This window comes from Corynebacterium sp. sy039 (assembly GCF_007904105.1).
GTDB lineage: Bacteria > Actinomycetota > Actinomycetes > Mycobacteriales > Mycobacteriaceae > Corynebacterium.
This window is the reverse complement of record NZ_CP042325.1, coordinates 245,641-271,118: the sequence shown is the minus strand read 5'-3', so window position 1 is coordinate 271,118 and position 25,478 is coordinate 245,641. Positions and strand designations below refer to the sequence as shown.

Below are 25,478 nucleotides of genomic sequence, written 5' to 3'. Positions count from 1 at the left end.
GTCTAAGAGCAGGCTCCAACTACGCTGCTAGATGACCACCCGTGGTTACTCGCGCACCAGACTTCTGAGTCTTGCCACCAGTATTAGTCTTAGCACCAGCCTTAGCCGTGGCCTTGGTGGATCCACCAGTCTGTGCTTTCACAGGATCGCCGGACTCGGCAGGATTGGTGCCAGACTGGGCAGGACTATCACCAGGGTTGGTTGGTTTCTGGCAATGCTTCACAACCTCACCAGCAATCACACCACCAGACTGGCCAGGCTCAGACCCAGGTTTGCTGGACTCAGGTTCGCTTGGTGTGCCACACGCAGGCTTAACACCCACAGACTCACCACACGACCCAGCAGGCTTGTCCGCCTCAGGCTTGGAAGGCTTAGCAGGCTTAGCAGGTTTAGAAGGCTTGCCTTCCTCAGGCTGCTCTGGTTGTTCTGGTTGGTCAGGCTCCACCACCACAGCACGAGCCACATCAACATCCAACACAGGCTGATCAGAACCAGTCTCACCATCACCATACACAGGAGTTGCCTGGGCGGTTGCGATATTCACATGATCACCAGACGATGGTGCCTTGAGTGTCGCATGGCAGGTGAACGACTCACCAGGCTTGAGTGACTCTGGTTTATCCTCACACGTGATCTGATCCGATGGAATCACATTATCCGCAAGATCAATGTCTTCCAGTACTGCCGAACCAGTATTAGTCACCTCAAACACGATGTTCATGTCTTCACCTGGTTGTACTTTCACACCAGGCTTACTATTGGCATCATCACCATTAATCTTCTTCACCACTGTAATGGAAGGAACCTTCACCACCTTCTCAGGCTCATCCACCCACGCACGAGCAACATCAGAATCCATAACAGGATCAGTCGGACCAGACTCACCCTCACCGTAGACTGGTGTGCCTTCAACCGTTGCGATATTCACATGATCACCAGACAATGGTGCCTTGAGTGTCGCAGAACACGTGAAACTCTCACCAGGATTCAACGTGTCAGGCTTATCCTCACACATAATATCTTTCGCATCAACCACATTATCCGACAATGCAACGTCCTCTAACGCCACATCACCATCATTCGATACCTCAAACACGATGCTCATATCCTCACCAGGTTGAACCTTCACACCAGGCTTCGCATTGGCATCCTCGTCGTTAATCTTCTTCACAACTGTAATAGACGGATTCATCACAGGTGCATCAGGAACATCCACCCACGCATTCGCCTCATCAACATCCTTAACCGGCCCATCAGAACCAGTCTCACCATCGGCGTACACCGGTGTGCCTTCAACCGTTGCGATATTCACGTGATCACCCGTACTTGGTGCCTTGAGTGTCGCATGGCAGGTGAACGACTGGCCAGGGTTGAGTGTTTCAGGCTTGTTCTCACACGTAATCTGGTCTGCTGGAATCACATTATCCGACACAGTAATGTCACCGAGTGTTGCGGTACCAGTATTGGTCACCTCAAACACGATATTCATATCCTCACCCGGTTGTACTTTCACACCAGGCTTAGAATTGGCATCATCGTCGTTAATCTTCTTCACCACTGTAATGGAAGGCTTCTTGACTTCTTTCTGTGGTTCATCCACCCACGCATTCGCCTCATCAGAATCCCGCACAGGAGAATCAGGGCCAGTCTCACCCTCACCATACACTGGTGTGCCTTCAACCGTTGCGATATTCACATGATCACCAGACGCTGGTGCCGCCAATGTCGCATGGCAGGTGAACGACTCACCAGGCTTGAGTGTTTCAGGTTTATCCGCACAGGTGATCTGGTCTGCTGGAATCACATTATCGGATAGCGTGATGTTGTCGAGTGTTGCCGAACCAGTATTGGTCACCTCAAACACGATGTCCATATCCTCACCTGGTTGAACCTTCACACCAGGCTTCGTGTTCGCATCCTCGTCATTAATCTTCTTCACCACAGTAATAGAAGGCTTCTTCACTTCTTTTTGTGGTTCATCCACCCACGCACGCGCAGGATCATCATCAGACACAGGGCTTGTGGGACCAGACTCACCCTCACCATACACAGGTGTTGCCTGGGCGGTTGCGATATTCACATGCTCACCCGTAGCAGGAGCCTTCAATGTCGCAGAACACGTAAACGACTGGCCAGGCTTGAGTGACTCTGGTTTATTCTCACAGGTGATGTCTTTCGCTGGGATCACATTATCCGTGAGATCAATCTTTTCCAGTGTTGCCGAACCAGTATTGGTCACCTCAAACACAATGTCCATGTCACTACCTGGCCCAACTTTCACACCAGGATACACATTCGCATCATCACCATTAATCTTTTTGATCACACTAATAGCAGGAGTCTTCACCACCGAAGCTGGCTCATCCACCCACGCACGCGCAGGATCAACATCCGACACAGGGCTTGTGGGACCAGACTCACCCTCACCATAAACAGGTGTGCCCTCTACTGCCGCGATATTCACATGCTTACCAGACACAGGAGCCTTCAACGTAGCAGAACACGTAAACGACTGACCAGGCTTAAGTGACTCTGGTTTATTCGCACAGGTGATGTGGTCTGCTGGGATCACATTATCCGTGAGATTAATGTTTTCCAGTGCCACATCACCATCATTAGTCACCTCAAACGAGATGCTCATATCACTACCAGGGGCTACACCCACACCAGGATACGCATTCGCATCATCACCATTAATACTCTTGATGACTTTCACAGAAGGAACCTTGGCTACTTTTACTGGTTCATCCACCCACGCACGCGCAGGATCAACATCCAACACAGGGCTCGTTGGACCAAACTCACCATCACCATACACCGGGGTACCCTCTACTGTTGCGATATTCACATGATCACCAGACACAGGAGCCTTCAATGTCGCAGAACACGTAAACGACTCGCCAGGATTGAGGGTTTCCGGTTTGTTCGCACAGGTGATATCTTTCGCAGGGATCACATTATCCGTGAGATTAATGTTCTCTAGTGCTGCCGAACCATCATTAGTCACCTCAAACGACACCTTCATATCCGCACCAGGGGCTACCCTCACACCCGGTGCCACATTCGCATCATCACCATCAATCTTCTTAATCACTTTAATCGATGGGATTTTGGCTACTTTCGCTGGCTCATCCAACCACGCAAACGCCGAATCATCATCAGTGACAGGAGTATCACCCACAGGATGACCCTCCTCATCAACCGGAACACCAGTTACTGTCGCAGTATCCTTATGTGTGACACCAGAGCTTGGTGCCGGCAACGTGGCCGTACACGTAAACGACTCACCCGGTGCAAGAACATCTGGTTTATTCTCACACACAATATCCTGAGCATTCTTAATCTGATCGTCAGACACTGTCACGTCTTTGAGTGGTGTTTCACCCGTGTTCGACACCTCAAACGAAATGTTCAACGACTCACCAGGTTTCACAGCAACACCAGGCTCACGATTCGCATCATCACCATTAATCAACTTCACCACCCGAACACCAGGGATCTTCACCGGCTCAACAGGAACCACCGGAACAGACGACGAAGACGTAGGAACAACAGACGACGAGGTTGATGGTGTAGGCTCCACAGACGACGAAGAAGTAGTCGACGGCGTAGAAGAAGTCGTGGATGATGGCGTCACCGATGAAGAAGTGGTCGACGGTGCCGCAGAACTAGAAGTAGTCGACGGTGCAGACGACGACGTGGATGGTGTCACAGACGATGTTGGTGTGACATCAGGCTTTGATGGCAACGGATCACCCGCAGCAATACCCTCCTGAGCAGCAAACGGTGTAGCTTTACCTTCACCACAGGAACCATAGTGCGCACCAGTACCCGTATGCCCCTGACCAGACTTAAAACTCTCAGGATCAGTAGAATACGTCACAATAGTGTTGTACTTCGCAGCACCAGAATACGGAGCAAACACACCAGAACCAAGATTACCGATTCTGTACAGCTTACTGTCTTCCAGCCAAGACTTCGCGGCATCTTCCCTCACGTTACCATTCTCATCAAGAAAGCGCTTGCTAAGAGTTATCTTTGTTTCCAGTGATGTGACTTCTTCACCCCAGGCATTTTGCATGATCACAGGCTTATACAACCCAGGGATCTTATAATCCACATATACAGTACCGTTTGCTGGATCGGTGTTGGACCCAATCACCTCAGGCTTATGAGCTTCTTGCCACGCCTTAAACGCTTCCGCAAACAATTTACCTAAAGCAGTAGCGTCTTCTTGGGTGATAGTTTTACTGTTCCAATCAAAAGACTCACTCAACCCATTAGTACCTGGTTGCGCTTTTGCCTTCACACCAGCAACATCAAAGTCAGGTGGATACACATAGGCTTGTGGAGGAACAGGAGTACCCTCAGGATACTTCGTAGCAATGTCACCAGGCTTCCAACCACCATTCGCATTAGCGAAACCAGGGTGCGACGATGCGACTCCGTCCCTAGCAGATTCACCATTTAGCTCCAGTTTCAGGTTTCCCAATCCTTCTCTAATCTTCCACATTTTCATGGGTGTTTGTGCCTCATCCACACGTACACGCACATAGATGTCTTGGAAGGTTTCGTTCGCAGCACCAGCATCACCAATCGGCGGAGTCACATACACATCACCATTCGCCGTACCATACACGCCAGCACCCTGATTATAAACGCTGTCACCAGTACTATATTTCAGGCTCGACATATAAGCGCTACACTTCATCACAGGGATGGGCATACCCACAACCGTGCCACGAGGATCAGGATTCGTGTTCGTTTCACACTCGCCAGCATCGCGTTCGACTGTAGTATGCAAATCCCACACATGCTTATTGCCCTGTGAGTCAATTGTTGTTGCAGTGTATTTTACCGAAGCAGGATCACGCCCACACTGAGCTTGAGGAATCTGCGTTGTACGCTTGAATTTCGCAGTACGATTGACCAACCCATCCGCTTCAGGCAACAACGCCACACGATAACCATGAGGTGAGTTTTTAATTACAGCAATAGCTTTACCTATTTCAGGATCAATCAAACGATTATCATCACCGAGAGGAAAAATACCCCCGCTAAGACTCAAACCGCCCTCTATTTTTCGGGAGATATCGATATCAACATAGTCCCCTGGTTTTGCGTCATCAGGGAACGCGAAGTCAACATTCAACACGACTTTATCTTTGTTATCAGGATCAGCTGTCACTGTCAGGCTTTTAATAGCTGAACCAGGCTCACCAGGTTTACCAGGCAACTGCTTCGGTCTAGCAGTATCCGCCGCTGGTGCTGTTGTCTCTTCTTGAGCCCACACCACAGGCGCACTCAAGCCAGAGCCAGCACCTCCCCAGATACCACTGGATAGTAATCCAGTAGTCATCATCACTGCACCTACCCGGCGCAGCAACCAGTGTTTCTTCCCCATGAACACTCCTTAGAAAAACCTTAAGAGAATATAAAACACCTAAAGAGTAGCCCCCCCCCCCCCATAAAAATGTCCAGCCGAAAAACACACCAAAAACGCGCAATCACCCCCGCAAACTCTGCTGTGTTCTACCAAAATTGACATAGACTAACAATAAACCCCCTCACCTGCACGAACAGTGATTGAACGAGAAACAATTACCGCAACTGCCCAAGAGTTGCCGAAACCTAATAATATGATTGGTGCTAAAAGGAGGGCATTAAACCCCAACGGTGGGTTGGCGCAGGCACTGTATTGATACTCAATGCTTTAGGCATTCCCTTTTTTCGCATACCTATGATTGCTTCTATAACGTTGTGTAGTTACCACGTATCACAACCATTTATCCCAGCAAGGATTCCTGCACATTAACCAGCTTTGTTTATGGCGTTTTACGTGCTACATCATGCCTGTAATGGTTCGTCGTGTTAGATCATCCATTGGTGGGATATGCTCACTATTCATAGAGCAACGATGAACTGTGTATGTGGATTGGCGTAGAATATCCAGCGTTTCACGTTCTGTGTTGTTGTCGATCCATTCCATCCATGATAGATAGCGGTGTAGGTTCTTGGAGGCGACACTGCTAAAACGCCTCATAAACCGTTTGGTTTTAGAGTGCAGTGCGTTGATTGGCGCAAGTTTGCCGCGGTCATCTTTAGAATGATAAGCCCTGTGGGTAGCACCAAGTTCTTCTAGCGCTGAAACATAGCCTGAACCTTTGTCCGTGATAACAGTGCAACCAGACGTAACAATGTCACCAAGGGCTAGGCGGGCGGTATTTTTAGAAATACTACTGTATCCAGCAATTTGATGGAAAATACTTCCCGTAGATGTCACGCCCATAATCACACAAACCAACAACCTTGACTGACTTTTCCCCTTCCTTAACCCGCCGCGCTTTTTAGCTTTAACACCATCAGGCACAGCTGCCCCCTTATAGTTAATAGGGAAAAACGTTTCATCGATATAAGCTAAGTTTCCCCTGTTCACCGTAACTTTTTTAGCATTTTTCTCAACCAGCTCAAGAACACGGTGCCGCATAAAGAAAGCAGTGGCAACAGCAACCCCGCAGCGTTCGGCACTACGACGAACACTTACACCGTCGATAAAACATTCAGCGAACTTCCTCCATGTCTCTAAAGACAGTTTGGAGGTTTTGAGAACTTTGTTTGTGGAGTGTCCAAAGGTGCGCTGGCACCCTTTACACAAATAGCGTTGCCCGCCCTTTGATGTGCCTTTGCGCACAACGGAATCACACTCGCAGCGTGGACATTGTGACAGAATCTCACCATACTCTGGCTCGTGAAACAACTGCTCCAGCTGTTCAATCAAGTGTTGTCGTTCTTCTGGTGTGACTGTGGAAATTATCTCTTTGACTTGGTTAATGATGTCTGTGGTTGTCATGTCTTAAATTGTAAAAACCTCCCCCGACATGAAGAACGGGGTGTTCGTTGTTATGTTCGATGTCAATTTTGGTAGAACACAGCACGCAAACTCACCCTAGCATGAGCGTCGAAAAGCGCTTAATGGCGCCAAATATAAGGAGTTCTTGGCATCGATCGAGGATTAAAATCTGCCAATAATTCCTGCAAAGAAGTCGCAGAACTGCCTAAGGAAAACGCTATTTCGCGCACCACGGCAGCAGGATCACCTAACTGCCTCAAAGTCACCGCACCATCACGCTTAGCCAACCGCACACCACCATCATTGAGCACCAACGGCACATGCACATACTCCGGCACCTGCACCCCCAACAAATGCGCCACATACGCTTGGCGCGGCGCCGAACTAAGCAAATCATCACCACGCACCACCTGATCCACACCGCTGGCAGCGTCATCAACCACAACCGCCAAATTATATGCCCAATCAGGTTGCTGCCCACCACGTCGCAAAATCATGTCATCCACATCACCCGTGACAGCACCTGCATAAAAATCCTGCACAGTCCACTGGGTAACCTCAGCACGCAAACGTAACGCAGGCACCCGCCCCACCGCCGCCAACTCAGCGCGCTTATCCGCACGCTGCTGCTCACTCAACTGCCGGCACGTACCAGGATAATGCCCCGGAATCACATGAGGAGCACTCGCCGCCTGACTAATCTCCTTGCGCGAACAATAGCACTCATATACCGGCAAAGCACTCAATGCCTGCGCATAAGCGTCGTGACGCTGGGACTGATACACCACATCCCCATCCCAATCCAGCCCAATGGCAGCTAAATCTTCCAACTGCCGACGCGCCGACTCCATCGAAGAACGCTGCGTATCAATATCCTCCACACGCAGCAAAAACTCCCGCGACGACCAACGGGCAAAAAGCCACGCCACAACCGCAGTGCGCAGATTACCAAAGTGCAAATCACCACTAGGACTAGGCGCATACCGACCAGCACCTGCACTTCCACCCGTAGCTGCACCATGCAAAGAACTCATAGCACCCATGCTACGCATTTATGCGACAAATATAGCTTCCGCAAGGTATTTACCCTAAACTTTGACGCGTGACAGATAACAACATCAATAACGCTACGCGCAACGACTCCGCACCGCGCTATATCCCAGTACAACGCTCATTCTACCCAGTATTCCTAGCACTCTTTGTGGCAATTTTCCTCATCTCCAATATCACCGCCACCAAAGGCGTTGCCATTGGACCACTGGTTACCGACGGCGCTTTCTTCCTGTTCCCCGCCGCCTATATTCTCGGCGACGTCCTCGCTGAATGCTATGGATTCCGTGCAGCCAGACGAGCAATCTGGACTGGTTTCTTCACCACAATCCTGGCAGTGTTCTCCTTCTACATCGCCATCTGGCTCCCAGGGGCAGACTTCTACGAAGGACAAGAATCATTCGAGGCAGTGCTCGCACTCGTGCCTCAAATCGTGCTCGCCTCCCTATGCGGCTATGCCGTCGGTCAGCTACTCAACGCATGGACACTCACAGCAATCAAGAAACGCACCGGAGAAAAATCGCTGTGGCAGCGTCTCATCGGCTCCACTATTGTGGGCGAGTTCGGCGACACCCTCATTTTCTGTCTTATCGCAGCACCAGTAATTGGCATCACCACCATTGGCGATACCGTCAATTACATTCTGGTGGGCTTTTTATGGAAAACCCTCATCGAAGTGGTGATTATGCCAATTACATACTTGGTAATCCGTTGGGTGAAAAACCGCGAGAACTACTAAGCGACCACTACCATTGGTTTAGTGGTGATGCTTCTTTGAGCCACGTGGGGTAATCATGGGGCCAGTCTTTGGCTTAGCATGAGCATAATAACGCCCCATGAACTCCTCCTTATACTCTGCATACGTGCCATTGTTGATTGCATTGCGGATATTATTAACCAACGCAATCATAAAGCTCACATTGTGCAATGTGCATAGAGTCTGCCCCAAGTTTTCTTTCGCCTTGAACAGGTGGTGCAAATACGCACGAGTGTAATTCTCCGACACATAGCCACCAAACTCCGCATCCACCGGACTAAAGTCTCGCTTAAACCTAGAGGCAGTGATGTTAAGGCGACCGTCGAGAGTATATACACCACCGCGCCTGCCTAGGCGAGTGGGAGCCACACAATCAAAAGTATCCGCACCTGCCTCAATGGCAGTGAATAAGTCATCAGGCTCAGAAATACCCAACAAATGACGTGGCTTTTCCTTAGGGAGCTCATCGCAAACCCAACCCACGATAGTGCCCAAATTCTCTTTCTCCAAGGCACCACCGATACCAAAACCACCGAAACCGCGTCGTCCCGCCTGCTCAGCACGATCAGACAGCTCCAATAACCCACGCACTGCTTGTCGACGCAAATCCTCATACTGCGCCCCCTGCACCACGCCCCATAAAGACTGCAACGGCTTATCCACGCGCTGCCGAGTCAAACGATCATGCTCATCAAGACAACGCTGAGCCCACCGACGAGTACGCTCCACCGACTGCTCCTGATACAAACGCGTATCCAAAAGCGTGGTCAGCTCATCAAACGCAAACATAATATCCGCACCCAACTGATGCTGAATCTGCATACTCTTCTCAGGAGTAAACCGATGCCGAGAACCATCAATCACAGAACGGAAATTCACACCATCCTCATCAACATGAGCATAACGATCCTTATGCCTAGCCCGAATCTCACTCTCATGCAGCCCGACGGTATCCATAGCCAAAACCTTCTTGAACCCCACACCCAAGCTCATCACTTGGAACCCGCCAGAGTCGGTATAAGTTGGGCCATGCCAATTCTCAAACGCAGCCACCCCACCTGCCTCATCGACCACATCCGGGCCAGGCTGCAAATAGAGGTGATAGGCATTGGACAATACTGCCTGAGCACCAGTCTGACGAATCTGCTCAGGAGTAAGCGTCTTTACCGTAGCTTTAGTGCCGACAGGGATAAACGCAGGCGTGGCAATGTCACCATGCGGAGTGTGAATAACTCCAGTGCGCCCATGCTTGCCGGGGGCGTCGAAAAGCTCTGTTTCTAGCGTGAAAGTAGTGTCAGGCTTTGTAATCTCAGGGGTTTCTGTGTTTTTTATGTTCTCTGAGTTTTCTGTGTTTTCTGAGTTTTCTGTGGTCATGCAAGTGTCGCTTTTCTCTATTCTGTATTTCTTAATTTTCTTATTTTGTGATATTCGGTTCTTAGATTCATAGTAACGATACCAGCCTAGCGACATTGATGGGACGCGGTCTGAGGGGTGAGGAGGTTAGAGTAGGCTCCTTAAGCTACCCCGGCAAACCCAGGATGGCGAAGGGCTTTCCGGTATGCGGATCTGTGGTGAAACAGGCGGATACCCCAAATACTTCACGGATAAGCTCCGGTGTGAGCACCGCGTGCGGTTCCCCACTAGCGTAGATTTTCCCTTGGTTTAGGACCATAACGTCATCGGCATAAGCAAGTGCATGGTTAATGTCATGCACCACAAGAATTGTTGTGCATTGATGCCGGCGAATAAGCGCCATGATGGATAATTCCGCATGAATATCCAGATGGTTTGTAGGCTCATCCAGAATGATGACCGGTGCCCGTTGGGCCAGAGCACGAGCAATAAGTACCCGTTGCTGTTCCCCACCGGACATATCAGCAAAAGATTTCTGTGCTAATTCCTGGGCTTTTTCTTCTGTTCCCGCCACGTCCAGCAGTGCCTGGCGGATAATTGCGGCATCTCGCCGCGAGCGCGCATGTTTATCTACATTCCCATGCTCGCCATGTGTGACCTCGTTTTCTTCGCATGAATACTGTGCTCTCCGAGCGGTTTTCAGATTGGTTTTCACGTTTGTTGTTCGCGCGAAATACCGCCCCATTTCCACAATCTCATAACCATTAAAACCAACCCCTTCACCGTGATATTGAGTCACAACAGCGCGCTGTGCCGCGGATTCCGCAGCAGTGATATCCCAAATATTCACATCACCGCTATACACCGCCCCTGTAGTGGGTTTCAGGCTGCGATACAACGCCCGTAGAAAAGTGGTTTTACCGCACCCATTCGGGCCAATAATGGCGGTAATTTTCCCAGGTTTCAAGCAGGCACTGATGTTGTCGATAATGCGGTGGTCATTGACTGTAATTGTAAGTTTATCGACGCGCATCTGTGCGGCGTGGTTAGCCTGTTCCCCACTCATACATTTCCTCCTGCGTTGCTTCTTTTCAGTAGCCATAGGAAAAATGGTCCGCCCAGCGCTGCGCTGAAAATGGTCAGTGGGTATTCATTTGGAATATCAATCAGACGAGCCACAATATCAATAAGAACTAAAACTATCGCTCCTATCAGCAGGGATAGTGGAAGAACTTTGCGGTAATCAGAACCAACAATAAAACGCACGCAATGTGGCACGATCAGCCCAATGAACCCCACACAGCCAGCTAGTGTTACTGCCATGCCCGTGAGAATTGCCACCACAATAATCAGCTGTACTCGCAGAACATGGATGTTAATGCCTAAAGCATGAGCGTCTTCATCACCCATGGACAGCACATTGATTTTCTTTGCCTGGGTAAAGAGATATGCAATGCACAATCCCATGCACAGCGTAGGCAATGTTAATGCGCTTAATTTTTGTACTCCCGCCACGCTACCGAGTAGCCAAAATAAAATGCCATGAATTTCACCCGGCTGCGCGGTTAATTGAACAAGCGTGGTTCCAGCCAGAGCAATCTGCCCCACCCCTACACCGGCTAAAACAATGCGGGCACTGGTGAATTTCCCATGCTGCTGCGCCAGATATAAAACTAGGCATAAACTAACTCCCGCGCCTAACAGAGCAGCCAGCGGCATACCAAGATTACGTAACCACACTGCACTGCTGGAGGTCATCGTAAGTACCGCTGCAAGAGCGGCACTGTGAGACACACCCAATGTGTAGGGGTCTGCCAAGGGGTTGCGCACCATCGCCTGCAAAACCGCACCAGATACTGCTAAACCCGCCCCAACCAGTGCTGCAGCCAGCACACGTGGCAAGCGCAGCTGCCACACGATGGTATAGGCCAAAGGATCCTCAGGTATTCCGCTGCGCCCCAACAGACGATGGCTTAGAGCTTGAACTACCTGATCTACACTCAGTCCAACAGAACCCCACAGCACACCAGCCAGCATAAAAACCAGCAGGATGCACAGGATTATCGCGCATAACAAAGCAAAAGGCACTCTTTGGAAAACACGTTTATGCACAAGTGCCCCTAGTTTTTCTTTCCACCATAACCTCGGTCATAAGCTGTGTGCTCAAAGCCCTGTAATTAAGCCATGCGCCTCCTCATCAAGCCGTGCAGCTCAATGATTCAGCACTCATTCAGTGCTTATCCAAGCACTCATTCAGAGAAAGCCTCTGGGTAAGCAACCTTGGCAATTTTTTCTATTGCATCAGCATGAGCAGGCCCCAAGTACAAGCCGTCGGAAGCACCCACAAAAGTATGTGTGCGGGAAGCTTTCCACTGTGGATATGCCTCAAATAGTTTCTGGGCTTCTTCCTCCGCCGTTGTTCCCTGAGCCCCCGTGGTGCCAATAATCAACACATCTACATCTGCTGAGGCTAATTGCTCTGGGCTGAGTGTCATGGTGATGTCAGGATTTCCCGCGAATGTTGGGCTACCACCAGCTTTTTCAATCACATTATCGTAGATTCCACCACTCATCACCGCAGGTAATCCCTGGGCATTCATGGCCGCCATTTCTGGGAAAACAATCAACATTTTCTTTGGGCTGGTGCTGCTGGACGTAGCCGCTAATTTTTCCTCCACCGCAGCAATACGTTGATTCATCTGGGTCACCAGATCTTCTGCCCTATCTTCCACCCGGAAAATCTTTCCCAACAGTTTTAGATATTGGGCAGAATCTTCCACGCCAGCCTTAAGATATTGCTCTTGTTCCTGGTCTGTCACATTTTTCCGTTTTCCCTAGAGCACAGTTAGCTGGGGTGACAAGGCTTTTTATACCCACTTGCTGCAAAGTCTCACGGGAAGCAAAACCTTGACGTTCATTAAAGCCACCAGAATACGTAGATAGCACCAAATCTGGTTTGCGGCTAAGCACCTGCTCCGCAGGAATATCAAATGCCGCATTCATCTCCAGATTATCCTTCGGCAACGCAGCTACTTTTTCCGCCATCCCCGGAATATCTGAAACGCTCCACCCCTGGGCATTAGCAATAATTTTGTCCCCCAACCCCAAACTAATCATGCTTTCCGCTTCCCCCACGGAAGCACCATTCATAATGAGTACTTTCTCTGGAGCCTGTGGAAACTCCATGTCATAACCACAGTTATTAACCTTTACTACACCAGCTTCGGATGCAGAATTCTTATCATTTTTATCCTCAGCTCCACAGCCTGCCAACAGCAAGGATGCAGATATAACAGCAGCGTATGCAGAACGCTTCAGTGCTTTATTCATAGCGTTTATCATAATCTGTCATCCGCTCCACTTGTCACCATCATCCCCCCGATAGCTATCGACGCTACCCATAGCAAAAACTCCCCCTAGCTTTCCGTTTGCCACTATCCACTCCATACGCTCATACCCTGGTATGAGAATCTTCTCACTAAAACCCTACTTTCGTCCGAGTACTTTTCCCAGCTCACCGACAAAAATACCCCATATGAGTTCTCCTATTCCTACCCCCGCAATCACATTCACCCATATTTCTAAGCAATTCAGTAAGAACCCTGTTCTGAAAGACATAAACTTCCACATCACCCCCGGTCGCGTCCACGCCTTGCTTGGCCGCAATGGTGCCGGAAAATCTACATTGCTATCCATTCTGTTAGGCCTACTATCTGCAGATTCCGGCAGTGTCACTATTCATGGTGAGGAGTTAAGCAGAGAAAAACTGCGCACCATTGGCGCCTCTATCAACGGTCCTGCGTTTTATGGTCATTTGTCTGCGCGGAATAATCTACGCGTGCACACAAGCCTTCTGGGCTTAGACCCCAGCGAAGCAGACCGAGCTTTAGAAACAGTTGGCTTGGGGTCAGTTGGGAAGAAGAAAGCAGCTGCCTTTTCCACTGGCATGAAAGCACGTTTGGCTTTAGCCCAGGCGATTCTTGGCGACCCGGAAATTTTGGTTTTGGATGAGCCACAAAATGGTCTTGATCCGCAGGCAATTGCGCAGCTTCGGGAATTGTTGCGCGCATGGGCGGCTAGCGGTGGCACTGTGCTGGTTAGTTCGCATCAGTTAGGTGAAGTGGCACACCTAGCCGATGATGTCACAGTGCTTGCCGACGGCAAGGTCATGTATTCAGGAACGCTGCATGGTTTGGTTCCTGAGGGCAATCTTCGTGATCTTGAGGCAGAGTTTTTCCGTTTGACCAGCTCCGGAGGTCAGAATGTCTAAATCATTTCCGGCGCCACACAAACCTCGCTATATCCAGGCTGAGTTTTTACGCGCCCGTGGCAGCGCTGTGATGTGGCTACCATGTGCCGCTTTCCCGTTGGTTACGCTGACCTATTTTCTTTCTGGTTATACTGCCCCCACTACCGATGCCACTGGCGTGCTGATGTGGCAAACAATGTACCTCACCGGCATAGCAGCCCCACTCATGGCGATTTTTGCCTTGAGTGCAGAGCAACGGGAGGCACACGCACGCCAGGGCGGCACCGCGTGGTTGCCTATCAGCCAACCTGCACAGCGTTGCGCCCGGTTCTGCGTGGCGGCAAGTAGCGTATTCGCATTTCATGTTTTTAATTTTGGTGGCAGCTACCTTATTTGTGTTTTTGCCCAGCGTGCTCATGCAGAGCGGATTGCGTTCCTTGGGTGTGTGGCTTTTCTGGCATCGCTTGGGGTGCTTGGTGTGGCGTCGGCGGTGGCGCGGCGTACCCATCTGGTTATGACTGTGGTGGTGTTTATTGCGTGGCAGATTATTGGCACTGTCACTGCTGAGCAGCTTGGCAATGGTTGGGTGTTTTCGCCTATGGCGTGGTCTGTGCGCGCAGTCTTGCCGATTTTGGGTGTGCATTACAATGGCGTGGCGTTAAGCCCTGACGATCCGCTTACGGTAGAAAGCCCCTGGGTTGCTGTATCTCTGTGTATAGTATTGGCTGTTCTGGGGGTCATTATGGCGATTATCACGCCGGAGAAATCTCCCGGGCGAGCAGCCCGACGCACGAAACACGGCACACCACCTGCTCTTTCTCCGATAGATGAGAGTGCGACAGTTCCTGCTGGTGTGTATCGTCCCGTATCTTTTAATCGCCGACGCCCAGCCCATTTCCATGCAGCTGTCATCGCACTGAACAGGGCGTTATTCAAACCAGCCATAGCCTCTTGCCTGGGGTTAAGCATCCTGCTGCTGGCTACTGTTGCTGTGGTTTATCCCGCTAGTTATGTTCATGGCTTATGGACTTTTACGCTGCTGCCAATTGGTTGCGGCGTGTTACCGGTGTTAGCGTGGCAGTCCTTATCGAAAGCCTGGGCGTTGATGTATATGGAGAACCCGCGGTGCGCGAGCGCGCTGCTCATGTGGCTTGGACTATGTATTGGTGTGATGAGCACTGTGGCATCACTGGCTGGTGTATGCGCTGGTGGAACGCGTGGTGATGAATGTCGGCGTTGGCTACTATCCAGCATTGTTGGCTTCATCATCTGCGTTGCTTCTCTGCTCATTGCGGTGTTTGTGTCATATGCTGCGGCGTTGGTACTGACGGTGGTGTTAGCCATAGTGTCTCTCACGCTTGGTGGGGATGTCTTGGCACACTCTGCTCTGTGGATGGCAGCCATGCCAGCGTGGGTTGAGATTGCGGATACCTCTGCACGACTGATAAGAGCTATTCCTACTGCAGTGCTACTCGGTGTGGGCTTGGGTTTTGCTGCGCAGTATTGCCTGGGGAAAGCGGTATTTAAGCTGCGGAAATAGCAAGGAAGGCGCAGCGCAGAGACTCATCACTCGTTATCTGCACATATCCGTAATTGACTATGTGTTGCATATTTTATAACTATAAACAGCATAACCATTACCATATTTCCTCTATTGCCGTGGGGGTAGTGCCGCTCCTACGGAGTACAGTCGCATGGTAACTGATTCTTCAGCACATCAACAGAACCAAGTTATAGTAACTGGCATAATGAAGCATAAACCGAAAGGAACTAAGGCATTATGCTCCAAACCAACACATATCATCACAAACAACAGTGAATTCATCATCTACACCAGCGAAGATAATAAAACAGAAATACACCTCCGTCTCGTTGACAATACGGTCTGGATGACACAAAAAGAAATAGCAGAACTATTCAACGTCTCACGATCAAGCGTCAGCGAACACATAAAACGATATTCAACAGTGATGAACTGACCCGCAAAGAAGTTGTTCGGAAATTCCGAAAGTGGGCAACAGAAGTCCTCATCAAGGGATTCGCCCTCAATGACAACAAACTCAAAGATCCAAGAGGTATAAACTATTTTGACCAACTACTCGAACGAATCCGCGACATACGATCCGCTGAAGCACGACTCTACCTTGAACTTAGAAACATCATCGACTTGCTGATGATTACAATATGGAATCTTCCCACACCCACCAACTATTTGCCACTATCCAAGACAAACTTCACTACGCAATCACAGGGCTCACTGCATCTGAAATCATCGCTACTCGCTGCAACCCAAAAGACAATAATCTAGGTCTTACCAACTGGAAAGGAACAAAAGTAAGAAAAGGCGACGTTATCACAGCAAAAACTATCTCACCGAAGACGAACTGCGGAGACTTAATTTCCTCGTAACTGGTTTCTTGAACTATGCCCAAGATCAAGCAGAACGCAGGATTGTCATCAAAATGAACGATTGGATACTCAAAGCTGACCAATTCATCGAGTTCAACTCCTATGAACACTACATGACCACGGACGTATTAGTCGTAGAGCTGCCAATGAACTAGCAATCCAGCGCTATGAGTTATTCAATCAAGGCAGAAAGAAAAAGAATATGAACAAATAGAACAGGATCTATACGAGGCTTTATCTATACGAGGCTTTAGTAGAAGCCGATCGGCGTCTACTTGCAGACAGAGCACGTCTAACCCCCAGAAACAAAGATGGAGACAAAAATCAACCACCGCAACAATAGGACACGTTCTATTGTTGCGGTGGTTATGCTAACAATGTTCCAACTATGAACAATGGCGGTAACGGCGGGATTTGAACCCGCGGTTGGGGGTTACCCAACACTCGCTTTCGAGGCGAGCACCTTCGGCCGCTCGGACACGCTACCGCAGAACAGCCTAGCCAAAACTATGCTTAAGCACCAAATTCCCTCGTATCAAACCCACCACTAGAACCTACCCAAACCACCCCTCACCACCAAAAACCTTCACCACCAAACCACCAAAAAGAAAAAGAATATGCCCCGCATAATGCGAGGCATATTCATAGGTTGTATCTCGAAGGCTAAAAATTAGTCTTTCTTAAAAGCACCAAGAACCTTGTTTGCTGCATCTTTTACAGCTTCACCGGCGTTAGATAGTGCTTCTTTAGCGTCAGCCTTAACCTGGTCCGCCTTGCCTTCGTTAGCAAGATCATCGTTACCAGTAACGTCGCCAAGACCTTCTTTTGCCTTACCGAGAGTATCCTCTACTTTGTTCTCGAAATCACTCATAATGTTCTCCTAAAAGAATTAGTTGATATAACGTACTCTCCCGAGTGTAGCCACTTTTGCGCATCAATACCGCGATAATCCAGGAATTCCCCAGATTGCAACCAAATCGCAACCAACATGAAACAAAGACGAAACTCTCCCACCTTTATGCCCCTTATGCCCCACGCTAGTTCCCGCAGCTATGCCCCGTTCTCATCCCTCAAACAGCCATACCCCACGCCAGTTTCCACCACTATACTTCACGCTTATCACGGAAAAATTCCTGTAGCAGCTCTTGGCATTCCTGCTCGAGCACACCGCCACGCACATGAGTATGGTGCAGCACTTTCCTATCACGCACCACGTCGAACACAGATCCAACGGCTCCCGTTTTAGGTTCATAAGCACCAAAAATAATGCTGCCAATCCTTGCCCCGACTAATGCGCCGGCACACATTGTGCATGGCTCTAGGGTCACCACTAAGGTGCAGTCACTCAAACGCCAACCATCATTATGAGCTACAACGGCTTGTCGGATAGCCAGCATTTCTGCGTGAGCAAGTGGGTCGGAGTCAATCTCGCGCCTATTGACCCCTTGTCCTATGAGAGTGCCGTCGGGAGCGTAAATATGTGCTCCGACGGGGACATCACGTGGGTTGGTGGTGCGTGCCAGTGCTAAGGCTTTGCGCATATATTCCTCGGCGCGCACGCATCCTTCCTGCTTTGCCATTCTCACTAGAGTCCCACTACTTTGTTGAACTCTTCCTCAAAACCTAATTCTTCGGCGATTCTTTGGAGCTGTTCGCTTGCCCACCAGTCAGTTTCATCGCAGATCACATTCATGACTTGCTCGCTTAAACCGAGGTCAGCAAGGATTGCGAAGTCGCCTTCTGCCCACGGTTCCATTGCGTCGCGTTCTGCCGAATCAATGTCGGGCATCTCGACGGCTAACTCCTCGAGTATGGCTGCTGCGTAGTCGTCGTCGATCGCTGCGGTGGCGTCGGAAAGCAAAAGCCGCACCCCTTTTGGTGTGGGGCGCACGATAACGAAATAATCATCATCAACGCTGAGCAGAGCAAATGCCGCTTCTTGTGCCCGCAAATCGCGTACTGCCTGGATAGCGGTAGTAATGCTGCGGAAATCATCGGCAAAGGTGCGTACCTGCCATTGCGCATCTACTCGTGCAACTGTCACTGCAAAATCGTGCTTCATACAGCTAACCATAGTGGGAATGTGTCACACTTGTCAGGTGACTTCTCTTATTATTTCTCGCCCAGTGTGCATTATTGGTTTAGGTCTTATTGGTGGCTCCTTGCTCAGATCCTTAACACAGCAGAATATCCCAGCTTATGGCTTTAATCGTTCCCCCTCAGGCGCAAAGGCTGCGCGCAAAGATGGGTTCGACGCTAGTTCCCATCTCATTGAGACACTAGAGCGTGCCGAAAAAGATAATGCGCTCATCGTATTGGCGACTCCCATGCCGGCGATTGATTCCCTCTTGGCTGATATTGCCACTTATGCGCCTTCTTGTGGCTTTACCGACGTCGTGAGCGTGAAAACTGAGGTGTATAACCTCGTGTGCAAGCATAATATGCAAGATAAATACGTTGGTGGTCATCCTATGGCAGGAACGGCCAACTCCGGTTGGTCGGCTTCTGTTGATGATCTCTTCCGCGGTGCGGCATGGGTTATTACTTTTGACCATGCTGTCGATGCGCAGGACAAACCTAGCAAGGCGTGGATTTCGCTATGGAATGATGTTGCGGCAATGGCGCTTGCTGTGGGGGCTGAGGTGATTCCTGCTCGGGTTGCCCAGCATGATGCTGCGGTGGCGCGCATTTCGCATTTGCCGCATTTACTTGCAGAAACTCTGGCAATTATTGGCGACAATGGCGGCGCGTTGTCCCTTTCCTTGGCTGCGGGTAGTTTCCGCGATGGCACACGGGTTGCTGGCACGGAACCCTCTTTGGTTCAGGCAATGTGCGAAACTAATGCCCCCGCCCTCTTAACCGCGCTCGACGAAGCCCTGTCTCTTTTATCAGATACCAGGCAGCAGCTACTCAAGGATTCGCCCTCTATCCATGAGCTTGCCGACGCCGGGTACCGGTCTAGGATTCGCTATGAGGCGCGCTCTGGTGCCAGGGATACCGACTCTGTAAGCCCGGCGAAAATATCACATCGGCCAGTGTTTCGGGTGCATCCAGGGGCTCCGGGGTGGGTAGGTACATTGATTCAAGCGGAAAATTTAGGTGCGCGGATAGAGGTTTTTTAGCCTGCAAGCCGCGCGGATATTTCGGTAAGCATTCGGCAAGTATTAGGTGAGTGTTGCTTTACTTCCACAAAAATGTTAGTTTGTTGATATGTCAATTATTAAAGATATTGCACTTTTAATCTCTCGTGTCATCCTTGGTGTTATTCTCGTTGCCCACGGCTGGGATAAATTCCAAAACCTTGATGGGGTAACAGCCATGTTCACCCAAGTTGGCGCACCAATGCCAAATCTGAGCGCACTAGCTGCAGCTAGCATCGAACTTGGCGGCGGAATTTTGCTTATCCTCGGACTCCTTACCCCAATTGCCGGCGTCCTAGTATTCCTGGTTATGCTCGGCGCAGCCATCCTGGTACACCTAGAAAATGGCATTATGGCAGCCGATGGCGGCTGGGAGCTTGTTGGCGCAATTGGTGTAGCCGCGCTAGCACTAGCAGCAGCTGGTTCTGGCACATTCGGTATCGACCAGATCTTCCGACGCTCAAAGTCCAAGGATCCTAAGGTAGCGCATACCGCAGAACAATAATGCAATAATCACATTTTTAATCATCTCACCACCGCAGTGCAGCATTGCACTGCGGTTTTTTATTATCTGCAAACTATCTGCAATAAGTTCACGCAAAATTTTCCATCACTTTTCCCGCAAGAAACCACAGACCATCAACCTTAGTGATGGACCTTGGGGAGAGCGCTCCCCCCTTGGTGTGTCGTATCGATATATGACGCACCAGCCACAACATCACTCAAGGAATATGCAAAGAATTTAAGGGATAACTGTGAAAAAGAAAGTTCTCGCCACGTTTTCAGCTGCAACGTTAGTGTTCTCACTCACCGCTTGTGCACAATCATCTGACACTGAAACTGCTCATTCATCCGATAATGCCCTCGTGGTATATACCAATTCTAATGCCGATGGTCGTGCCCAGTGGCTCACCGAAGAAGCCAAAAAAGCTGGATTTGATATCCAGATTGTTGGTCAGGGAGGCAGCGATACCACAAATAAGCTCATTGCCGAGCAAGGAAATCCTGTCGCAGATATTGTTTTCGGTCTTAACAATATGTACTTTGAGCAGCTCGAATCCGAAGATATTTTGCTTGATTACACGCCGCAATGGTCAGATAAGGTTGATGAAAAACTTGGCGATAACGATAGCGAACATTCATATTGGCCACTGGTTCAACAAGGTATCGTGTTAGCCTATAATGCCGATAAACTCAGCCCAGAAGAAGCACCACAGGATTGGACTGATCTAGGCACAAAAGAAAAATTCCATGGTCGCTACCAAACTGAGTCGGGTCTTGGGGGTGCGACCACAGCACTTGTAGTTGCCGGAATCCTGTCACGTTTTAGAGATGATAGTGGTGAGCTTGGGGTATCAGACAAAGGATGGAAGCAGATTGAATCATTCTTTGCCAATGGCTCCCCTTCTGTTCCAGATACTGACCTCTACGCCCGAATGAAAGACGGGGAGGTCGATATGGGGCAAATGTGGTCTTCGGGTATTCCAGCTTTTGAGCAAGAGTACAAAATCACAACTGGAATTGTAAAACCAAAGGTAGGAGTACCTTATGCCGTTGAACAAATTGGGATTGTCAATGGCAGTGACCGCACAGAACAAGCACAAAAGTTTATCGACTGGTTTGGTAGCGCCCAAACGCAGATAGCATGGTCGGCACAATTCAACTCTATGCCCGCCAATAAAGATGCTATTGCGCAAGCTGACCCAGCCATTGTTAATTTTCACAATGAATTAACCCAACAAGATATTGATTGGGATTTTGTGCGCGAAAACATAAACTCCTGGATCGAAAAAATCGAGCTTGAATACTTATAAGGGCAGCAACCCAGCAGCCCCATACGTCGCATAGCATCAACGTGCATAGATCAGAGCGGAAAGATTGCCCCAGTGATTACTTACCAAAACATAGACGTCGCTTTTCAAGATTTTACGGCAGTGAAAGATCTCAACCTACACATTAATGAGGGTGAATTTTTCACGTTCCTCGGTCCATCGGGGTGCGGTAAATCGACCACACTACGTACTTTGGCAGGTTTTGTGGAACCACGTTCTGGAAAAATACTCGTCGACGGCACAGATGTTACGCATCTGGCGCCTAATAAGCGCAATATAGGTATGGTTTTCCAGAATTATGCACTCTTTCCGTCGATGAGTGTGCGGGAAAACATTGCTTTCGGGTTAAAAGTTGCCTCACTGCCACGCAAGGAAATAGCGCAACGGGTACATGAAATTGCGGAGAAAGTGAAACTGCACAGTACAGAGCTCGATAAAAATCTCGATGAACTATCCGGCGGTCAGCAGCAACGAGTGGCTATTGCGCGTGCCCTTGTTATGCGCCCAAAGATTCTTCTCCTCGACGAGCCTTTGTCTAATCTCGACGCAGCGCTACGGCAACAATTGCGCTTAGAACTTAAAAAGCTACAAGCCGAATTTGGCATTACCACTATTTATGTCACGCATGACCAAGAAGAAGCACTCAGTATGTCCGATCGTATCGCGGTGTTTAATCATGGGAAAATAGAACAGATCGGAACCCCTACAGAAATCTATGAACGCTCAGCCACCGAGTTTGTGTGCAATTTTGTTGGCGCGTCTTCTGCCCTAACAGAGGTCATACTGACTGCCCTCAATAACCAAGGAGCAGCACTTCGCCCCCAAGCAAGCAGCTATATTAGAGGGGAGAAAATCGCATTTGTTCCCTTCCACCACGCGCTCCCCTTGCGCGGGAGGGTCGTCGCACAGCACTATCAAGGGATAACCTCTACCGCCATTGTTAGTATGCACGAGGATCCGCAATGCCAGCTCAGCGTTATTTATGCTAATGACCAGCAGAGTTACCCTCAGGTTGGTCAGGAATGTACGGTGTTCATCAATCCGGCTGATGTTTTGCAATTTGACTCCGTCGCCAGTGCGGAAACAGATACTGAGGTGGCATAGATGAAGAAAAAACTCAGTCTGTGCCTCATTGCCCTTGTCTTGGCATGGGCAATTCTCACTTTCCTTATCTGGCCGCAAGCTAATCTGCTGTTTTCCATATTCTTCCCCGATGGGCATTTTTCTTTCGACGCGGTGGAAAAGCTCATAAAATCACAACGCGCTACTAGATCCTTGATAAATAGTGTGTTGCTTGCGCTCTTCCTTTCAGTCAGCAACAATCTCGTAGGTATTTTCATTGTGCTTGTCACCAGGTATTTTCGTATCTATGGTGCACAATTATTATGGCTAGGTTTCGCCACGACATTCATCTATGGCGGTGTAGTGCTCGCTGCTGGATACAAGTTCATTTATGGCGCCAAGGGCATTGCCACACAACTCTTATCCAGTTTTATTCCGGGACTAGACCCGCATTGGTTCCAAGGATTCTGGGCTGTCGCTTTTACGATGACACTCGCCACTACCACCAATCACCTCCTCTTTGTCTCGGCAGCATTAAGAAAAATAGATAATCAAACCATTGAGGCGGCTCGGAATATGGGAGCGTCGCATTTGCTCATTCTGCGTCGCATTGTCTTACCGACGCTCGCCCCCACCCTTTTTGCGGTCACTATCCTTACTTTCCTCACCGGTCTTGGAGCACTGTCCGCGCCACAAATCCTGGGTGGACGCGAATTTCAGACGATAACGCCCCTGGTTCTCGCGTTTTCCATGAGTCAATCCTCTAGACAACTGGCTGCACTTTTAGCATTGAGTCTCGGACTGATCACCATTGGGCTCCTGGTTGTGTTTAATCACCTGGAAAAGTCGGGAATGTATTTCTCTGTTTCTAAGGTATCCATGCGACTACAAAAACAGAAAATCGACAATCCCATTGCAAACAATTTAATTCATCTACTCGCTTACTTCCTGTGGCTCCTCTACATCCTTCCCATTGCGCTAATCGTCATATTCTCCTTTATGTCACCAGCAGCCATTGCCGACGGGAAACTCAATTTCAGCGCCCTGAGCTTAGAGAATTACATACGCGTCTTTACTCACGACAATGCGCTACGGCCTTTCGTCGTCAGTGTTGGCTATGGTGTATTGGCTGCCCTCATCGCTACCGTGCTCATGCTTTTTGTTGCGCATATAGTGAGCAAATATCACACCGCACTTGCAAAAATACTGGAGTATGCACTACATATCCCTTGGCTATTACCAGCGACAATGCTCGCATTAGGTTTGATTATGAGTTACGATCACCCCACTGCACAATTAGGTGGCATGGTGCTTACTGGAACCCCAATCATATTGCTCATTGCCTATGTAATCGTGAAAATCCCATTCACGCTACGCCTGCTCAAGGCGGCATTCAGCTCGCTCAATTCCTCATGCGAAGAAGCTGCCACTCTGCTGGGCGCGAATCCGTTGTATATATTCCGACGTATTACATTGCCCGCAATCTTTCCGGCGACTGCAGCTGTTACCGCATTAAATATCACGAGTTTGCTTGATGATTACGATATGGCAGTCTTTTTGGCTCACCCACGCTATCAGCCCTTAGGGCTTATCATCCAAGCCAATACCACTGGTGCCGTAGGTCCTGAAGCTCATGCCAATACTCTTGTTTACTCGGTCTTGCTCATGATCATTTCTACTGTCACCATGTATGTAGTGTATGGACGTGCACATTCGGAAAGGTACACACGATGATTCCACCACATAATCGCATTACTATGGCTGATGTTGCTCGTGAGGCAGGGGTATCTCGTTCTTCGGTTTCGCGTGTGTTTTTGGGACAGAAAAAAGTGTCTGCAGAAAATCGTCGGAAAGTGCTGGAAGTTGCCGAGCGCCTGGGTTATGTTCCTAATGTTATTGCTAGTGAATTAGCCTCTCATCAATCTCGTACCGTCGGTTTGCTCCTGCGCGATGCTGCCAATCCTGCCTATGGGCTGCTTTTTACCGAACTACAGCGACAAGCTCAAGCTGCAGGGATCAATGTGGTTTCGATGACTATTTCTATTGATCGCCATGAGCAGCAGCATATTGCTAGTCTGAATCATTTATTAGGTATGCAAGTCGCTGGTCTTATTGTTGCCACAGGTAGTGTTCCCAGTGAGAAATTGGTGCCGTTTCATAATCGACTCCCCATTATTCGTGCTGGTCGCCCAGAGCCGACAGGAAAAATACACGCAGTTTCCTATGATGAAGTTGATGCTGGTACTCGCCTAGCACATCATGTTGCACACCACGGACATCGTCATGTTGCGGTGATATGCACAGCACCAACAGCGTCTTATCCTGAGTGGGTACGAGCCAGCAGCATGATAACCGCCTTAGCGGAACATAATGTTCAGGTCACCCAAATCCACGCCGATCACGATGATAATGGGCATAATCACCTGGCACAATGTCTTGACACTCCACGCAATGACACACCCATTACTGCAATTATGTGTCCCTCTGATGTCCGCCAACTCGAGGTCATCCGTTGGGCCAAGGCACGCGGTTTCGCCATTCCCGACGACCTCTCCATAACCGGTTGCGATGGTATTATGCCGGGGATTGACTTGTTAGGAATCTCCACCTACCGCATTGATGTTGCAGGAGTTGCCACGAGAGTAATCGAACACATTACTAACCTAATCTCAGCGCAGGCGCCACCTGCCACCATCATCAATGAAACCCTACCAGGCACACTCATACCTGGGCATACCGTCGCACAGCCACTACTGACCAATCACGCTTAAGGATT

The 25,478-nt window shown here is 49.5% G+C and carries 21 protein-coding genes, 1 tRNA gene and 1 pseudogene; 11 read left to right on the top strand and 12 right to left on the bottom strand.

Features of this window, described 5'->3' with window-relative positions:
* Positions 1 to 19: 19 nt before the first annotated feature.
* The 3 genes from FQV43_RS01195 to gluQRS all read right to left on the bottom strand — a co-directional run bounded on the left by FQV43_RS01195 (position 20) and on the right by gluQRS (position 7,884).
* The gene (locus FQV43_RS01195; protein WP_146338280.1) at positions 20 to 5,404 is read right to left on the bottom strand and encodes a hypothetical protein; all 5,385 of its coding nucleotides are present in this window, start codon (positions 5,402 to 5,404) and stop codon (positions 20 to 22) included.
* Positions 5,405 to 5,842: 438 nt separating this feature from the next.
* A complete protein-coding gene (locus tag FQV43_RS01190) occupies positions 5,843 to 6,850 on the bottom strand; it encodes an IS1595 family transposase (RefSeq protein ID WP_146338278.1) in 1,008 nt (335 codons plus the stop codon).
* 119 nt (positions 6,851 to 6,969) lie between these two features.
* Entirely contained in the window at positions 6,970 to 7,884 is a 915-nt protein-coding gene (gene gluQRS / locus FQV43_RS01185; RefSeq protein WP_146338276.1) for a tRNA glutamyl-Q(34) synthetase GluQRS, read from the bottom strand.
* A 68-nt stretch (positions 7,885 to 7,952) separates the two neighbouring features.
* Here gluQRS and FQV43_RS01180 point away from each other — a divergent pair, with 68 nt between their 5' ends.
* Complete coding sequence (locus FQV43_RS01180; RefSeq protein ID WP_146338274.1) at positions 7,953 to 8,639, top strand: queuosine precursor transporter; 687 nt, start codon at positions 7,953 to 7,955, stop codon at positions 8,637 to 8,639.
* A gap of 18 nt (positions 8,640 to 8,657) precedes the next feature.
* Here FQV43_RS01180 and tgt read toward each other — a convergent pair whose 3' ends face one another.
* The 5 genes from tgt to FQV43_RS01155 form a co-directional block, all read right to left on the bottom strand.
* Positions 8,658 to 10,031 (bottom strand): tRNA guanosine(34) transglycosylase Tgt, encoded by a 1,374-nt coding sequence (gene tgt, locus FQV43_RS01175; RefSeq protein ID WP_146338272.1) that lies wholly within the window; start codon positions 10,029 to 10,031, stop codon positions 8,658 to 8,660.
* A gap of 145 nt (positions 10,032 to 10,176) precedes the next feature.
* Positions 10,177 to 11,076, bottom strand: a complete 900-nt coding sequence (locus FQV43_RS01170; RefSeq protein ID WP_168195012.1) for an ABC transporter ATP-binding protein — start codon at positions 11,074 to 11,076, stop codon at positions 10,177 to 10,179.
* Positions 11,073 to 12,122 (bottom strand): iron ABC transporter permease, encoded by a 1,050-nt coding sequence (locus FQV43_RS01165; protein ID WP_146338268.1) that lies wholly within the window; start codon positions 12,120 to 12,122, stop codon positions 11,073 to 11,075. The genes FQV43_RS01170 and FQV43_RS01165 overlap by 4 nt, the downstream gene beginning before the upstream one ends.
* A gap of 137 nt (positions 12,123 to 12,259) precedes the next feature.
* Entirely contained in the window at positions 12,260 to 12,829 is a 570-nt protein-coding gene (locus FQV43_RS01160; protein ID WP_146338265.1) for an ABC transporter substrate-binding protein, read from the bottom strand.
* Positions 12,798 to 13,340, bottom strand: coding sequence for a hypothetical protein (locus FQV43_RS01155; protein ID WP_146338263.1), 543 nt, complete (start codon positions 13,338 to 13,340; stop codon positions 12,798 to 12,800). The genes FQV43_RS01160 and FQV43_RS01155 overlap by 32 nt, the downstream gene beginning before the upstream one ends.
* A 205-nt stretch (positions 13,341 to 13,545) precedes the next feature.
* On the opposite strand from FQV43_RS01155, the gene FQV43_RS01150 reads away from it, so the two are divergent.
* The 4 genes and pseudogenes from FQV43_RS01150 to rhuM (FQV43_RS10265) all read left to right on the top strand — a co-directional run bounded on the left by FQV43_RS01150 (position 13,546) and on the right by rhuM (FQV43_RS10265) (position 16,823).
* Complete coding sequence (locus FQV43_RS01150; RefSeq protein WP_146338262.1) at positions 13,546 to 14,280, top strand: ATP-binding cassette domain-containing protein; 735 nt, start codon at positions 13,546 to 13,548, stop codon at positions 14,278 to 14,280.
* A complete protein-coding gene (locus FQV43_RS01145; protein ID WP_146338260.1) occupies positions 14,273 to 15,799 on the top strand; it encodes a hypothetical protein in 1,527 nt (508 codons plus the stop codon). Before FQV43_RS01150 ends, FQV43_RS01145 begins: the two co-directional genes overlap by 8 nt.
* A gap of 345 nt (positions 15,800 to 16,144) precedes the next feature.
* Positions 16,145 to 16,567, top strand: a complete 423-nt coding sequence (gene rhuM, locus FQV43_RS10180) for a RhuM family protein (RefSeq protein WP_371710928.1) — start codon at positions 16,145 to 16,147, stop codon at positions 16,565 to 16,567.
* A pseudogene (rhuM, locus tag FQV43_RS10265) lies at positions 16,480 to 16,823 on the top strand (RhuM family protein). The gene rhuM (FQV43_RS10180) and the pseudogene rhuM (FQV43_RS10265) overlap by 88 nt, the downstream one beginning before the upstream one ends.
* Before the next feature lie 241 nt (positions 16,824 to 17,064).
* Here the strand turns inward: rhuM (FQV43_RS10265) and FQV43_RS01135 are convergent.
* From FQV43_RS01135 to FQV43_RS01120, 4 genes are all read right to left on the bottom strand, one after another.
* A tRNA-Ser gene (locus FQV43_RS01135) sits at positions 17,065 to 17,155 on the bottom strand.
* Positions 17,156 to 17,338: 183 nt separating this feature from the next.
* The gene (locus tag FQV43_RS01130; RefSeq protein ID WP_144273760.1) at positions 17,339 to 17,539 is read right to left on the bottom strand and encodes a CsbD family protein; all 201 of its coding nucleotides are present in this window, start codon (positions 17,537 to 17,539) and stop codon (positions 17,339 to 17,341) included.
* A gap of 232 nt (positions 17,540 to 17,771) precedes the next feature.
* On the bottom strand, positions 17,772 to 18,248 hold the full coding sequence (locus tag FQV43_RS01125) for a nucleoside deaminase (protein WP_144273759.1): 477 nt from the start codon (positions 18,246 to 18,248) through the stop codon (positions 17,772 to 17,774).
* 5 nt (positions 18,249 to 18,253) lie between these two features.
* Positions 18,254 to 18,730, bottom strand: coding sequence for a tRNA adenosine deaminase-associated protein (locus FQV43_RS01120; protein WP_146338258.1), 477 nt, complete (start codon positions 18,728 to 18,730; stop codon positions 18,254 to 18,256).
* Between the two features lie 19 nt (positions 18,731 to 18,749).
* On the opposite strand from FQV43_RS01120, the gene FQV43_RS01115 reads away from it, so the two are divergent.
* From FQV43_RS01115 to FQV43_RS01090, 6 genes are all read left to right on the top strand, one after another.
* On the top strand, positions 18,750 to 19,790 hold the full coding sequence (locus FQV43_RS01115; protein WP_371710927.1) for a prephenate dehydrogenase: 1,041 nt from the start codon (positions 18,750 to 18,752) through the stop codon (positions 19,788 to 19,790).
* 88 nt (positions 19,791 to 19,878) lie between these two features.
* On the top strand, positions 19,879 to 20,313 hold the full coding sequence (locus FQV43_RS01110; RefSeq protein WP_144273756.1) for a DoxX family protein: 435 nt from the start codon (positions 19,879 to 19,881) through the stop codon (positions 20,311 to 20,313).
* 250 nt (positions 20,314 to 20,563) lie between these two features.
* Positions 20,564 to 21,622, top strand: a complete 1,059-nt coding sequence (locus FQV43_RS01105; protein ID WP_210415251.1) for an extracellular solute-binding protein — start codon at positions 20,564 to 20,566, stop codon at positions 21,620 to 21,622.
* A 72-nt stretch (positions 21,623 to 21,694) separates the two neighbouring features.
* On the top strand, positions 21,695 to 22,744 hold the full coding sequence (locus tag FQV43_RS01100; protein ID WP_144273754.1) for an ABC transporter ATP-binding protein: 1,050 nt from the start codon (positions 21,695 to 21,697) through the stop codon (positions 22,742 to 22,744).
* Positions 22,745 to 24,436 (top strand): iron ABC transporter permease, encoded by a 1,692-nt coding sequence (locus tag FQV43_RS01095; protein WP_146338252.1) that lies wholly within the window; start codon positions 22,745 to 22,747, stop codon positions 24,434 to 24,436.
* On the top strand, positions 24,433 to 25,473 hold the full coding sequence (locus FQV43_RS01090; RefSeq protein WP_146338250.1) for a LacI family DNA-binding transcriptional regulator: 1,041 nt from the start codon (positions 24,433 to 24,435) through the stop codon (positions 25,471 to 25,473). Before FQV43_RS01095 ends, FQV43_RS01090 begins: the two co-directional genes overlap by 4 nt.
* Positions 25,474 to 25,478 lie beyond the last annotated feature (5 nt).